This window comes from Kosakonia radicincitans DSM 16656 (genome assembly GCF_000280495.2).
GTDB classification, from domain to species: domain Bacteria; phylum Pseudomonadota; class Gammaproteobacteria; order Enterobacterales; family Enterobacteriaceae; genus Kosakonia; species Kosakonia radicincitans.
In genome coordinates, this window is record NZ_CP018016.1 from 1,504,435 (window position 1) to 1,518,785 (window position 14,351).

General features: G+C 52.1%; 11 protein-coding genes, 4 tRNA genes and 1 other RNA gene. 9 read left to right on the forward strand and 7 right to left on the reverse strand.

Going from position 1 to position 14,351, the window contains the following annotated elements; all coding sequences use genetic code 11:
- Window positions 1-221: 221 nt before the first annotated feature.
- The 3 genes from zipA to Y71_RS07465 all read left to right on the forward strand — a co-directional run bounded on the left by zipA (window position 222) and on the right by Y71_RS07465 (window position 3,528).
- Window positions 222-1,223 carry a cell division protein ZipA gene (zipA, locus tag Y71_RS07455; protein ID WP_007370911.1) on the forward strand — a complete coding sequence of 334 codons (1,002 nt, stop codon included), beginning with the start codon at window positions 222-224 and terminating at the stop codon, window positions 1,221-1,223.
- Between the two features lie 70 nt (window positions 1,224-1,293).
- A complete protein-coding gene (gene ligA / locus Y71_RS07460) occupies window positions 1,294-3,312 on the forward strand; it encodes an NAD-dependent DNA ligase LigA (RefSeq protein ID WP_007370912.1) in 2,019 nt (672 codons plus the stop codon).
- Complete coding sequence (locus Y71_RS07465) at window positions 3,313-3,528, forward strand: DUF3820 family protein (protein WP_007370913.1); 216 nt, start codon at window positions 3,313-3,315, stop codon at window positions 3,526-3,528.
- Here Y71_RS07465 and Y71_RS07470 read toward each other — a convergent pair.
- The gene (locus Y71_RS07470; RefSeq protein WP_007370914.1) at window positions 3,525-4,514 is read right to left on the reverse strand and encodes a bile acid:sodium symporter family protein; all 990 of its coding nucleotides are present in this window, start codon (window positions 4,512-4,514) and stop codon (window positions 3,525-3,527) included. The genes Y71_RS07465 and Y71_RS07470 overlap by 4 nt on opposite strands.
- Window positions 4,515-4,603: 89 nt before the next feature.
- Here Y71_RS07470 and Y71_RS07475 point away from each other — a divergent pair, with 89 nt between their 5' ends.
- Window positions 4,604-5,533, forward strand: coding sequence for a LysR family transcriptional regulator (locus tag Y71_RS07475; protein ID WP_007370915.1), 930 nt, complete (start codon window positions 4,604-4,606; stop codon window positions 5,531-5,533).
- On the opposite strand, the gene Y71_RS07480 is transcribed toward Y71_RS07475, so the two are convergent.
- The 6 genes from Y71_RS07480 to Y71_RS07505 all read right to left on the reverse strand — a co-directional run bounded on the left by Y71_RS07480 (window position 5,524) and on the right by Y71_RS07505 (window position 6,833).
- Window positions 5,524-5,874, reverse strand: a complete 351-nt coding sequence (locus tag Y71_RS07480) for a FlxA-like family protein (protein WP_007370916.1) — start codon at window positions 5,872-5,874, stop codon at window positions 5,524-5,526. The two genes, Y71_RS07475 and Y71_RS07480, sit on opposite strands and share 10 nt — an antisense overlap.
- Window positions 5,875-6,198: 324 nt before the next feature.
- Window positions 6,199-6,317: non-coding RNA, RtT sRNA (locus tag Y71_RS07485), on the reverse strand.
- 127 nt (window positions 6,318-6,444) lie between these two features.
- Window positions 6,445-6,520: transfer RNA gene (locus Y71_RS07490), tRNA-Lys, on the reverse strand.
- Between the two features lie 4 nt (window positions 6,521-6,524).
- Window positions 6,525-6,600: transfer RNA gene (locus Y71_RS07495), tRNA-Val, on the reverse strand.
- Between the two features lie 40 nt (window positions 6,601-6,640).
- Window positions 6,641-6,716: transfer RNA gene (locus Y71_RS07500), tRNA-Val, on the reverse strand.
- A gap of 41 nt (window positions 6,717-6,757) precedes the next feature.
- Window positions 6,758-6,833, reverse strand: a tRNA-Val gene (locus Y71_RS07505).
- Window positions 6,834-7,090: 257 nt separating this feature from the next.
- On the opposite strand from Y71_RS07505, the gene gltX reads away from it, so the two are divergent.
- The 5 genes from gltX to Y71_RS07530 all read left to right on the forward strand — a co-directional run bounded on the left by gltX (window position 7,091) and on the right by Y71_RS07530 (window position 14,282).
- Entirely contained in the window at window positions 7,091-8,506 is a 1,416-nt protein-coding gene (gene gltX / locus Y71_RS07510; protein WP_007370918.1) for a glutamate--tRNA ligase, read from the forward strand.
- 567 nt (window positions 8,507-9,073) lie between these two features.
- Entirely contained in the window at window positions 9,074-9,844 is a 771-nt protein-coding gene (locus Y71_RS07515) for a hypothetical protein (RefSeq protein ID WP_007370920.1), read from the forward strand.
- Between the two features lie 36 nt (window positions 9,845-9,880).
- The gene (locus tag Y71_RS07520) at window positions 9,881-10,378 is read left to right on the forward strand and encodes a CS1 type fimbrial major subunit (RefSeq protein WP_007370921.1); all 498 of its coding nucleotides are present in this window, start codon (window positions 9,881-9,883) and stop codon (window positions 10,376-10,378) included.
- 173 nt (window positions 10,379-10,551) lie between these two features.
- Window positions 10,552-12,963 carry a TcfC E-set like domain-containing protein gene (locus tag Y71_RS07525; RefSeq protein ID WP_236946452.1) on the forward strand — a complete coding sequence of 804 codons (2,412 nt, stop codon included), beginning with the start codon at window positions 10,552-10,554 and terminating at the stop codon, window positions 12,961-12,963.
- Window positions 12,960-14,282 (forward strand): hypothetical protein, encoded by a 1,323-nt coding sequence (locus Y71_RS07530; RefSeq protein ID WP_035942140.1) that lies wholly within the window; start codon window positions 12,960-12,962, stop codon window positions 14,280-14,282. The genes Y71_RS07525 and Y71_RS07530 overlap by 4 nt, the downstream gene beginning before the upstream one ends.
- The last annotated feature ends 69 nt before the right edge of the window (window positions 14,283-14,351 follow it).

Sequence of the window (14,351 nt, forward strand, 5' to 3'; positions counted from 1 at the left end):
GCTATACTCCTTTTCTGATGATCCTCGCACGGCAGCTTATAATATTCATCCGGGCGGCGAAACCTGTTCAGAAATGTTCGAAAAAACAGCAAAAAGCACAATTTAGTTCATCTTTATGCGGTGAAACCCACGAGCACACTTGCACTTGACGTAATCGGCAAATACTCTTAGTGAGTAAATGTTTGCCGTGGTGGCAAGGTGTTAGAACAACAGAGAATATAATGATGCAGGATTTGCGTCTGATATTAATCATTGTTGGCGCGATCGCCATAATCGCTTTACTGGTTCACGGTTTCTGGACCAGCCGTAAAGAACGTTCCTCAATGTTCCGCGATCGCCCATTAAAACGCATGAAGTCGCGACGTGACGACGACGATTTAGATGACGAGGATGTCGATGAAGACGAAGGCGTGGGTGAAGTTCGCGTTCACAAAGTGAATCACGCGCCAGGATCGGGTAACGAGCAGGATGCGCCGCGTCAGTCTCCGCAACATCAATATCAGCCGCCTTACGCGTCGGCGCAGCCGCGTCCGTCTGCACCGGTTCAACCCGAAGAGCCACCGCACCATGCGCCGCAATCCAGGAATCAGCCGCATCAGCCAGAGCGTCCGCAAGTGCAGGCACCGGCGTTTGAGCAACAGCCTGTTCGCCCAACCGCGCAGCCAGTAGCTCCGCAGCAGCACACACCGCAGTATCAAGCGCCGCAGCAGCCCCATCATCAGCCACAGCCGCAGGCTCATCAACCTGCGCCGCAGCAAGAGCCGGAACCGGTTATCGAAACGCCGCAGGAAAAACCGCAGCGCAAAGAAACCGTCATTATCATGAACGTCGCTGCACATCATGGCAGCACGCTCAACGGCGAAGTGTTGCTGAACAGTATTTTGCAGGCCGGGTTTAAATTTGGCGATATGAGTATTTTCCATCGCCATCTCAGCCCGGACGGCAGCGGCCCGGCGCTCTTCAGCCTGGCCAACATGGTTAACCCGGGAACGTTTGATGTTGAAACGATGGGCGAGCTGACCACGCCTGGCGTCACGATCTTTATGCAGGTGCCGTCCTACGGTGATGAACTGCAAAACTTCAAACTGATGCTGCAATCCGCGCAACATATTGCCGACGAAGTGGGCGGTGTGGTGCTTGACGATCAGCGCCGGATGATGACGCCGCAGAAATTGCGTGAATACCAGGATCGTATTCGCGAGGTTAAAGACGCCAACGCGTAATGGATTGACCACGAATATTCCACTCCAGAACCCCCGCCTGTCGGGGGTTTTTTATCATTGATGGTGCGACATGGAATCGATTGAACAACAACTAACAGAGCTGCGAACGACGCTTCGCCATCATGAATATCTGTACCACGTTATGGACGCGCCGGAAGTTCCGGACGCCGAGTACGATCGCCTGATGCGTGAATTGCGCGAGCTTGAAGCGCAACACCCGGAGCTGATTACGCCCGATTCGCCCACTCAGCGTGTAGGCGCGGCGCCGCTGACTGCCTTCAGCCAGGTACGCCACGAAGTGCCAATGCTGTCACTGGATAACGTGTTCGACGAGGAGAGCTTCCTTGCCTTTAACAAACGCGTACAGGATCGGTTGAAAAGCACCGATGCGCTGACCTACTGCTGCGAGTTAAAACTCGATGGTCTGGCGGTGAGTATTCTCTATGAGAATGGCGTGCTGATCCGCGCGGCAACGCGTGGCGACGGGACAACCGGTGAAGACATTACCAGCAACGTGCGCACTATCCGCGCTATCCCACTGAAACTGCACGGCGACAATATTCCCGCCCGCCTTGAAGTACGCGGTGAAGTCTTTTTGCCGCAGTCGGGTTTTGAAAAGATCAACGAAGAGGCGCGTCGTACCGGCGCGAAAGTGTTCGCCAACCCGCGCAACGCAGCAGCGGGGTCGTTACGCCAGCTTGATCCGCGTATTACGGCGAAACGCCCGCTCACTTTCTTCTGTTACGGTGTCGGCATCCTCGAAGGCGGCGAGCTACCGCGTAGCCATATGGGGCGTTTGCAGCAGTTCAAGGCCTGGGGTTTGCCGGTGAGTGAGCGCATACGTCTTTGTGATTCGCCGGAAGCGGTGCTGGCGTTCTACCGTCAGGTGGAAAACGATCGTCCGACGCTGGGCTTCGACATTGACGGCGTGGTGATTAAAGTTGATTCGCTGGAGTTGCAGGAGCAACTGGGTTTTGTCGCGCGCGCGCCGCGCTGGGCGGTGGCGTTCAAATTCCCGGCGCAGGAGCAGATGACCTTCGTTCGCGATGTCGAATTTCAGGTTGGCCGCACCGGGGCTATCACGCCGGTTGCAAGGCTGGAGCCGGTACACGTTGCAGGCGTATTGGTGAGTAATGCCACGCTGCACAATGCTGATGAAATCGATCGGCTGGGGTTGCGTATTGGCGATAAAGTGGTGATTCGGCGCGCCGGTGATGTGATCCCGCAGGTGGTCAACGTGGTGCTCGCCGAGCGCCCGGAAGAGACGCGCGAAGTGATTTTCCCGCAACATTGCCCGGTATGTGGTTCCGATGTGGAGCGTGTTGAAGGCGAAGCCGTTGCCCGCTGTACCGGCGGCTTAATTTGCGGCGCCCAGCGCAAAGAAGCGCTTAAACATTTTGTCTCCCGCCGCGCGATGGACGTGGACGGCATGGGCGATAAAATCATCGACCAACTGGTAGAGAAAGAGTATGTCCAGACACCTGCAGATCTATTCCGTCTGACGGCGGGCAAGCTGACCGGCCTGGATCGCATGGGACCAAAATCGGCGCAAAACATCATTACTGCGCTGGAAAACGCCAAAGAGACGACGTTTGCCCGCTTCCTCTATGCGCTGGGGATCCGCGAAGTCGGTGAGGCTACGGCGGCTGGGCTGGCGGCGTATTTTGGTACGCTGGATGCGCTGATGGCGGCATCGGTGGATGAGCTACAAAAAGTACCCGATGTCGGCGTTGTGGTCGCGAAGCACGTGAACAACTTCTTCAATGAAGAGAGTAACCGCGAAGTCATCGCGCAATTGGTTGGCGAAGTGGGTATTCACTGGCCTGCGCCGTTAGTGGTCAATGCTGAAGAGATCGACAGCCCGTTTGCCGGTAAAACGGTGGTGCTGACCGGTAGCCTTAGCCAGCTCTCTCGCGATGAGGCCAAAGCTCGTCTGACGGCACTGGGTGCCAAAGTGGCCGGTAGCGTGTCGAAAAAAACCGATCTGGTGATCGCCGGGGAAGCGGCAGGTTCAAAACTGGCAAAAGCGCAGGAACTGGGGATCGCTGTGATTGATGAAGCGGAGATGATCCGGCTGCTGGGGGAATAAATGGAAAAAGAACAGCTCGTCGACATCGCCAACACCGTAATGCCCTTTGGTAAATACCAGGGGCGACGGCTGATTGATTTGCCGGAAGAGTATTTGCTGTGGTTCGCCCGGAAAGATGAGTTTCCTGCCGGGCGACTGGGCGAGTTGATGCAGATTACCCTGCTTATCAAAACCGAGGGGCTGAGCCATCTGGTGCAGCCCCTGAAGCGCGGCTAGGCTTTTGCCGCTTCCTGCGCCTGCTGTTGCTCCGTCTGGCGTTTGTAGCGGCGGGCCAGCACGGCGCAAACCATCAGTTGGATCTGGTGGAAGATCATCAGCGGCAGCACCATCATGCCAATCACTGAAGTCGGGAAGAGAATGTTCGCCATCGGGATACCGTTGGCGAGACTCTTCTTCGAACCGCAGAACACAATGGTAATTTCATCCGCTTTGTTAAAGCCGCACTTCCGCGCCACCACAATGTTCACCATGATGACAATCGCCAGCAGTACGAGGCTTGCGGCCACGATAAACAGCAGTGAACCGACGCCCACCTTATGCCAGATACCGTTCACCACTGCTTCGCTGAATGCGGAGTAAACCACCAGCAGGATCGAAGTCTGGTCGGTTTTTGAAATCCATTTTTTATGTTTTGCCACAAATGCGCCGGTCCACGGACGTGACAGGTGACCAAGCACAAACGGCAGCAGCAATTGCAGCATGATCTTGCCCACTTGTTCGAGGCTGCCCCCGGCGCCGTGCAGATTCATCAGCAAGCCGACCAGCAACGGCGAGAGGAAGATCCCCAACAAGCTGGAGGCCGATGCAGAACACACGGCGGCAGCAACGTTACCGCCCGCCAGTGAGGTAAAGGCAATCGCCGACTGCACTGTGGCGGGCAAAATGCACAGATAGAGGAAGCCGGTATACAACTCCTGGCTGACATTCACTGGCGACCACCAGACAAACAGCACGCCGAGTGCCGGGAAAAGCACAAAGGTGCTGCACATCACCCACAGATGCAAACGCCAGTGGCTACCGCCCGCAATGATCGCTTCGCGTGACAGTTTCGCGCCATGCATAAAAAACAGCAGCGCAATAGCGGCGGTTGTTAGCCCTTCAAAGAAAGGAACAAACCCGCCGCGCGCAGGGAAGAAAGAGGCCAGCAGAACGGTACACACCAGCGTGAGGGTAAAAGGGTCAAGAATTCGAAAAAGTTTCATGTGCACTCCTGAAAGTCGATGCCGCTATTGTGCTTTTTCTCCTTTGAGAAATAAAATTGATTTATTGCATCCATTCATGAATTAATCAGATGAATTACTCATTACGTCAGTTACGCGTTTTTGTCACCGTCGCGCAGGCCAAAAGTTTTAGCCGGGCAGGGGACATCATTGGCCTGAGTCAGTCTGCCGTCAGCCACAGTGTGAAAGAGCTGGAGTTGCAAACCGGCGTGCGTCTTCTCGATCGCACTACCCGTGAAGTAGTGCTGACCGAAGCGGGCCAGCAACTGGCTTTGCGGCTGGAGCGCTTGTTAGATGAGCTTAGCAGCACGCTACGCGAAGCCGGGCGCGTCGGCCAGCAATTAACCGGTACCGTACGTGTGGCCGCCAGCCAGACCATTTCCGCACACCTGATCCCGCAGTGCATCGCCAGCAGTAACCAGCGCTATCCGGAGATCGATTTTGTGCTGCATGACAGGCCGCAACAGTGGGTACTGGAGAGCATTCGTCAGGGGGAAGTGGATTTTGGCATTGTGATCGATCCCGGTCCGGTGAGCGATTTTCAAAGTGAAGAGATCCTGGAAGAGCCCTTTTTTCTGCTCTGCCGCAACGACCATCCGTGGGCGCAGCTTGCGGCAGTTCCCTGGTCCGCGCTTGATGGCGCACGTCTGGTGGTACAGGATTATGCTTCAGGAAGTCGACCGTTAATTGACGCGGCGTTACAGCATTTTTCCCTGCAAACTGCGATTGTCCAGGAGATTGGTCATCCGGCGACGCTGTTTCCAATGGTGGAAGCGGGGATTGGTATCAGCATCTTACCGGCGCTGGCATTGCCATTGCCGCAGGGAAGCCAGCTTGCGGTGAAACGGCTGGTGCCGGGGATGCAACGGAAAATTATGCTGGTGCGACGGAAGAACCGTTCGTTGTCGGGGGCGGCGCAGGCGCTGTGGGAAGTGGTAAAAGAACAGGCCCGGTGTTTAAACCGGGCCCGTGAGAACGATCCGTTATTTACTCAGACGTAAATATCAATCGAATGCTCGTCAGAAGGGTTATTCACGCCTTCCGCTTTGCTCTGCTGCTGAGCTTGCTTCTGTTCAGCTTCCTGCGCTTGTTTGCGCTGAAGCTGAGCTAGCTGTGCCTGCAACTGTTGGATTTGCTGCTGAATCAACTCTTGTTGCTTTTTTTTCTGTTCTGTCGTGCCGCTACCGCTGGAAATATTTTTCAATTCGTCCGTCAGCTTAGCAATCTGCTGAGTAATACGGCTGATTTGCGAAGATATATCATTACTGGTCGACGAACTGCCTGCGCTACTACCCTTGCTACTACTTTGTATCGATGGAGTTGATGTTGTAATGGTGGACATTGAGCTCTCCTTTTCGCCTTAAAATAGGGTTATCGGCGTAATCAGTTAGGACTTGAACGGCGTTCACTGTTGTTCGCAAAGTAAGCATCGTATCCGGACATTAAGGATAAATTATGAATAAAAGTTCTCAGGTTTACTTATTGAAAAGAAAACAGTTTTGATGTTTTTTGATTGCTGTCAGGTGAGTTTTTACTGCTGCTTTAAAGGAAATTTTAGGGTTTGCAGTTTTGCAGGCTGGAAAAGGCATTCGCCGCCATTGGGTAAAAGTGTGAGTCTTTGGGAACTGCAGAAAGCAAAAAAGCGCCGCCAGCGCCATTTTTACATTGGTGGGTCGTGCAGGATGACTCGCTTCGCTCGCCCTTCGGGCCGTCGCCGCAAGCGGCTCCGTTGTCTCACTACGTTCGACCCGAACCTGCCGCAGGTATACTCGTCTCATCCTGAGACTCGCCCTTCGGGCCGTCGCCGCAAACGGCTCCGTTGTCTCACTGCGTTCGACTCGAACCTGCCGCAGGTTCGAATCTTCAGGATCGGCAGAAAGCAAAAAAGCGCCTTTAGGGCGCTTTTTTACATTGGTGGGTCGTGCAGGATTCGAACCTGCGACCAATTGATTAAAAGTCAACTGCTCTACCAACTGAGCTAACGACCCGAAGTGGTGGGTGATGACGGGATCGAACCGCCGACCCCCTCCTTGTAAGGGAGGTGCTCTCCCAGCTGAGCTAATCACCCACTTCGGTACTTCACTGATAAGAATTCGCTGGCGAGAAAGTGGTGGGTGATGACGGGATCGAACCGCCGACCCCCTCCTTGTAAGGGAGGTGCTCTCCCAGCTGAGCTAATCACCCACTTCTCATTCTTATCTACACTGCGGGAACCACAAAAATCGTGGTGGGTGATGACGGGATCGAACCGCCGACCCCCTCCTTGTAAGGGAGGTGCTCTCCCAGCTGAGCTAATCACCCCCGCTGTGTGGAGTCGCATTATAGGGAGAGTTGAAAATGAGTCAACGCATTTTCTAAATAAATTGTTCGTTCGTCGTAAAATTAAACAAACCGCTGAGTAATACGTCGCGAGAGCATGATTTCTAAACAAAATAGCGCGATACACCGCTCAATGAGGCAACAACATTGAGGAATCAGCCCACAGTGATAGAATATCGCCCACTCTTTTTTAAGCTATTGCCGACGGTCGGCATCTTTAATAAACGTAAGGCCAATTCATGAAAATCAAAACTCGCTTCGCGCCAAGCCCCACTGGCTATCTGCACGTTGGCGGCGCGCGTACTGCTCTCTACTCCTGGCTGTTTGCCCGTAACCACGGCGGTGAGTTTGTGCTGCGTATTGAAGACACCGATCTTGAGCGCTCCACGCCGGAAGCAATCGAAGCCATTATGGATGGCATGAACTGGCTGAACCTTGAATGGGATGAAGGCCCGTATTTCCAGACTAAACGCTTTGATCGCTACAACGCGGTGATTGATGAAATGCTCAAAGCGGGCACTGCATATAAATGCTATTGCTCGAAAGAGCGTCTGGAGCAACTGCGCGAAACGCAGATGGCGAACGGTGAAAAACCACGCTATGACGGCCGCTGCCGCCACGATCATTCGTATCATGCCGCTGACGAACCTTGCGTTGTGCGCTTCGCCAACCCGCAGGATGGCTCCGTGGTGTTTGACGATCAGATCCGTGGTCCGATCGAGTTCAGCAACCTCGAACTTGACGATCTGATCATTCGCCGTACTGATGGTTCTCCGACCTACAACTTCTGCGTTGTCGTTGATGACTGGGATATGGAAATCACGCATGTCATTCGTGGCGAAGACCATATCAACAACACGCCGCGTCAGATCAACATCCTGAAAGCGCTGAATGCGCCGGTTCCGGTCTACGCGCACGTTTCCATGATCAACGGCGACGACGGTAAAAAACTCTCTAAACGCCACGGCGCGGTTAGCGTGATGCAATACCGCGATGATGGCTATCTGCCGGAAGCGCTGCTCAACTATCTGGTGCGTCTGGGCTGGTCGAGTGGCGATCAGGAGATCTTCACCCGCGAAGAGATGATCAAACTTTTCTCACTTGGCGCGGTGAGCAAATCAGCAAGTGCTTTCAACACCGATAAACTGCTGTGGCTGAACCACCACTACATTAATGCTCTGGATCCGCAGTATGTGGCGACACATCTGCAATGGCATATCGAGCAGGAAAAAATCGACACGCGTACCGGCCCGCAGTTGTTCGAGCTGGTGAAACTGCTGGGCGAACGTTGCAAGACGCTGAAAGAGATGGCCGCAAGCTGCCGCTACTTCTATGAAGAGTTTGACGAATTCGATGCCGATGCCGCGAAAAAACACCTGCGTCCGGTGGCTCGCCAGCCGCTGGAAGTGGTGCGCGATAAACTCGCAGCGATTACCGACTGGAGCGCCGAAAATGTGCACCACGCCATTCAGGCTACCGCCGACGAACTGGAAGTCGGGATGGGCAAAGTGGGTATGCCGCTGCGTGTTGCCGTTACCGGCGCGGGTCAGTCTCCGGCGCTGGACGTTACTGTTCACGCTATTGGCCAGGCCCGCAGCATTGCGCGAATCAATAAAGCACTGGGCTTTATTGCTGAACGCGAAAGCCAGCAGTAATTCCGTTCTGGCTTAATGCCAGCCGCCGTGAAATGTACCCCGACGCTGCTCTCCAGCCGTCGGGGTTTTTTCGTTTATAGCGCCAGCAACGACAGGCATCCGCTTGTACGCGGCAATCAGTTGTGGCTATCGCGCACGCTGAAATAGCGCACTCTTAATCTGTAACCACACCGACAGAATAAAAACGTGAATTATCCTGGTCCATTTTTGCAATTCTCAAGTAACAGTTTTCGTTAATAACATAGAAAATTATTGTGCTCTTTTAATTATATTTAAAAGCCTGTTGAGCTAAGAATTATCATATTTCAATTAATCTCTGGCAGGTGTCGCTGAAAGCGATTTAAGATTATTTACTTTAGGGGTTGGTTGATTTTGTTTTAGTCTTATTTTCCATGGGTGGAATATTTATGCTCATGTTTTTTTATCTTTCTGAAAATAAAACGTTAAGCTCTTAATTAAGTTTTTTTAAGTCTTTTTTATGTGACTATCGTATGTCGGTAAATTAAACTTTAATAAGTAATAAGCACCCTCTGTTTTGTGTAATTGATTATTTCCTGGATGACACTAATGCAAATTTCTTCCATGAGCGGTAGTGTGGCTTTATTTGCCATGCTTTACGTTGGGCTAGTGAATACCAGTCTGGCGGGGCCAGCTATTAATGTTGGTGCGTTAAATGAGTATATTTCTGCGCAGAAAAATACGCTGGCAAAACGGATATATAATACTGGCGATGCAACAGCATTTGTCCGGGTCAGCGTCAGCGAAATTATTTATGATAAAAACAGCGGCAAACCCACTGAACATCCTCTTGATGAAAATGCGCTAATCAGCGGGAAAGGCACCGGTATCATTTCATCACCGCCACGTTTGATTATTCCGGCCAACGGTATGCAAACAAATCGGCTGGTGTTTACCGGTTCGCGCGATAAAGAAAGATATTACCGGGTACGTTATATTCCGGTAGTGCCAGACCAGACTGAGGGATTTGGTCTCGATAATAAAGATATGCAGGCATATCAGGACCAAATCAATGCCGGTGTTACCGTTTTAACGGGCTTTGGTACGATAGTTACTGTTCAACCAGAGGCGACAAAATTTAATACTCTGGTGGCGAGCAGTAATAACAAACTTTCTGTTTCTAATAATGGCAATGCCTCGGTTGTTATCAGCGGTATTAAGAGCTGTGACAGAAGTCTAAAAAACTGCGGTTCACCTGTTAATGTCCAGCTACGTCCGGGAAGTAAACTTGAACGGACGGCTGAGGAAAATAAAGTCTGGCTCTACAGTCTGACTGAAGGGAGTCAGAAAAAAAATCTTTCAACGGGGAGCTCCTCGTAACTACGTCGCTAATGACATTATTTAATGGAGATAAAGATGAAATCGACAAATAAATTAGTACTCGCAGCTCTGCTGGCGGCAACATTTGGTGCCAGCGCAGCTTCACCGACAATTGACTTTAATGTTGAAGCCACGATTCCGGACAATGATTTCTATATCACGCCAGTAAATGGCTGGGATGCGCAAACGCAGAAAATGAGCTGGAATGAAGGCGGCCAGTCGCTTAATCCTTTCTCTCAGCAGCTGCAAATGAAAAATACCGGCGGCAATATTAAAGCTTATTTAAGCAGCCAGCCGGCACTGACTACAGCGAATGGCACTGATGTTATTAACCTGGACGTCAGAATTGCCGGTAAAACACTGACGACGAATTCCACCACTGCCGTCGAGCTTTACAACGATTCTGAAGCGGCAACGGAAAAAACGGCAACCGTCGAAGTGAGCCAGCAGGGCACGCTTTCGTCACGTCCGGCCGGTGGTAATTATATTGGGGCCGTCACGATGATCTTCGATACCGACGGTACGACCCCTTAATTTTCGCTATCGACGTAAAGTCATTGCATTGAGGAGAGTCTGACTCTCCTCCTTTCTTCGGCTGTATCGCTGCTTTTTATTGTGAAAAAACTATGTCTCACTTTCGCCTTATTATGGGTTCGCTGTTGCTCTGTGTCGGGAGTGGTGCAGCCAATGCACGTACAGAGTCTTTAATGAGCCAGACTGCACTTATGCCTGAAGATTTTAAAGCGCATTTCTTCAATTCCCCGTTGTCCGCCAAAGTAACGCTGAATGGTAAAAAGCTGGGTGATGCGATGATAGTGCTGACGGAAGATAATCAGGCCCGCATTGTTCAGTTTACCGATGTCAGCGACAGCGAATATACAGAAGAAGATCGCCAGCGATGGTTACAGGCGTTTTCAACGCTGGTTCCGCTGGGGGAGTGTACCCGCGACTGCCCGGATGGGCTGATGGCGGTGGAATACAGTTTAAGCGATGCAAGCCTTGCCTTGCTGACACCGGCGGCAATGACCAGCAAGGATCTCTGGTACAGCCTGCCAGAAGGCGGCGATTCCGGCATCATTTTGAATAACCAGTTTAATGCCAGCGGCAGTGAAGAACAGTCGACACTGAGCTGGAACGGCGGGCTGGATGCGGCAATAGGCAACTGGTCGCTGAGCAGCCAGTTTCAGCAGGATCAAAGCCGCGCACAAGGGCAGAATACGCTGTCGCGCCACGCTATTACCTCGTTATATGCACAGCGTGAATATGAGCAGAACTTTCTTCGCGCGGGCCTGTTTATGCCCGATAGCCAGGGGCTATTACGCCAGCCTTATCTGCCTGGCGGTGGGATCAGTACCCTTGCGGGAGTGATGGTCGGTAGTAGCGATACCCGAATGAAAGAGGGCGGCACGCCTTCGCTCTATCCGGTCTATGTCACGGCAAACCGGGAAGGCGTGGCGGAGATCTATCGCAACGGTTCTCTGATCAACTCTCAACCGGTGGTACCCGGCTTGCAGGTTCTGGATACCACGTCATTACCGATGGGTATCTATGAAGTTGAAATCCGGGTACTGGAAGACGGTAAAGAAACCAGCCGTACCACAGAAACTATCAATAAACCCTATTCATGGCGCAACCCCGACCAGCGTCTGCGCTACAACCTCTTTTTCGGCCAGCAGCGAACTTTGTGGAACAGCGATCAGGATTCACAAAATGGTGATCCGGCAGCGGGCGCCAGCCTTAACTACCTGCTTTACCCGCGCCTGACACTGGGGATGGCGGTACAAAAAACCGGCGATGAGCGCCAGGCTGGTGGTTCCATTGACTGGCAACTGGCCGATGCACTGCAACTTTATGGCAATGTGTGGCGCAGCAATGTAACCGGATATGGTTTTGACACGCAGGCCATCTGGACTCACAAGCAGGGTAACGTTGCGTTGAGCCACAGCCGTAGCTGGTATCGGCAGGACGACGAGCTGTATCAATATGACAGCCGTCCTTCGCAGCAAAACACCACTTCGTTTTCAAGCACCTGGCGTTTTAGTGGCATTAATAGCATCACCGGGCGTCTCAGCCACAGCAGCCGCAACAGCGGCGTTGGCGTCGATATTGGCTTCAACACCCGAACGATGATCGGCAAAACGGCGGTTAACTGGCGCTTAGCCGGGTTCGACAGGCCCTATGGCGACGGTAGTAGCCTGCGTAACCGGGGCGTTAGCCTGAGCGCCAGCTTCTCGCTGGGCAGTGAGAACCGCAGCGGCAACATCAGCTTGGGCAGCCGTACTGATACGCAAGGAGAACGCGATTTCTATACCTCGGCGTCGGTCAATCAGCAGTGGGGAGAAAACAGCCCGATTCGCTCGACGCTGGCCACGCTGACGGGCGATCGTCATGGCGTAGGCGTCAGCGCCTCCAACCAGTTTGATACGGCGCTGGCGCAGGGCAGCTTCTGGACGCAAAGTTCCACGCAGGATAGCCGTCTTTCCGGCGGTATTAATACCGGCAGCCTGATTGCTTTCGGTAAGGGCGAGGTGGCGATCTCTAAACTGCCTTCTTACAACCAGGGCGGCGGGGTGATCGTCAATGTGGATTCGGACGATCAAAACGCGCAGTTGCTGGCGTTCTATCCCGGCGGGCAAAAAACGCTGTCAGCCGGGCGCAACTTTATTCCGGTTGATGCCTGGAAGCCGGGCACTATTCAACTGGATTTTGCCGGTACGGATGCGCCAGCGCTCAAAATTGAGCCGGAATACCTCTCTTACCAGCATATTCGCGGCGGCGTGAATGCTTATAACGTTCGGGTGATGAAAACGGTCACGGTCATGGGCCGCCTCGTCAACAGCAAAGGTGAAGCGCTCGGCGGCGCGAATGTCGTCAACCATGCCAGCAGAACGATGAGCGAGTCCGACGGGTTATTCACCCTCGAAATGCAAAAAAGCATCCCGGTGCTGAATGTTGAGCAGCGTTCCGGCGCGACCTGCGAAATTAAGCTCGATCCGAATGCGCCCCATAGCACTCAGGACGATGTGTGGTTTGTCGGTAATCTTGTGTGCGATGGCTTGACGCAAGCGGCGCATGCAGAAACAACATCCAGCGATGAGACAGGGAAAATAAAAACATGAAATGGAATGCGGTTAATAAGCAGAGTGAAAGGGATACAGATATTCGAACCAGGATAATAAATATGCTTTTCCTACCCGTGTGTAGCAAAATGCGCAAATTGATCGCTGTGAAATCTGTGATGTTCTGTTTGGCCTTATTCTCATCACAACTTTATGCCATCACAATGGATATCACTGCCGAATTTTCCGCAGATATTAGCAAGCCGCAGCTGAACGAGTTTGTAAATACTACGCCAGTCACAGGGTTTTGCGCTAACTACTGGAATGATTGTGCATCTTTTGGTGGCTTTAGTGTCGTTATCCCTAATTTAACAGCAGAAAGAGTGTTGGATAGTAATAATACCAGCGATTATATGGATTATCAGCCCTCAATGGCTGTTGATGGCGCGCCAAAAATAATAACGCTGACAGATCCTATGACTAACCGCAGCATTAATGTCAATTTTCGCCTTGTTCTCGTTGGTGTGACTTATACACGCCTCAATGGTTCTTCCGGTACTCTGGGGATGGCGATGAATGTTATGAGTATACCGGGTAATGGTTGTAAAAAGCTTGGTGGAAGCACTCTTAATTCTGATGCCGCTTCATTTGCCTGGCAATATCCGGAGAGCAAAGCTGATTGCTTTGCATTTCTCAATTATCGTTATCCGTTTGCAGGGCTTGTCAGAATCAGTGATGTCAGCATTGGTTATACTCTTCAACTTCCAGACCCATTAAATGTGTATGCCGGAACCTACGAGGGTGAGATAACTTATGTTGTCGGTAATGGTAGGGATATTGATTTGCATGCCCAGAGCACTTCTGAGACTGAATTAATAATAAAGTTGAAAGCGACCGTGAAGCACGCATTTAATATTTTCTTTCCCGGTGGGAGTGATGATCTTAATGTCAAGCTTGATGCGCGGGGGGGCTGGAGTCAATGGATTAACGGCAAACATATGCCGGAATTATTACAGAAAGAGATGCCTTTCTTGCTGACTTCCTCCACGCCATTCGTGGTGAAAATGCAGTGCGGAGCAGGGCTGGATGGTGGCAATCAGAATTGTGCATTGCAAAATGCGCAGACCAACGAGATCGTCCCATTGGATGTTTTTCTGACGTTTCCTGGTTTTAAAAGTAATGGAACGGATGTGAATAATCTGCGCATGACCACTGAGGTTAATGGGCAAGCGATTGATCCGCCGAGTGCCATTATTGCCGACCGACGCTCACACCTTGATTTCCGCGTTTCCCGTCCTGGAGTAGAAACGATGGTGAAAGCGCCAGGCTCAACGTGGAAAGGCGCGGTAACGCTGATATTTGATACCCAGACGCAGTGAACATTTTTCGGCGTTAATGCGTCAGCACGTAATTTATGCTTAGCCGGCGTGGTATTTCGCCACGCCGAA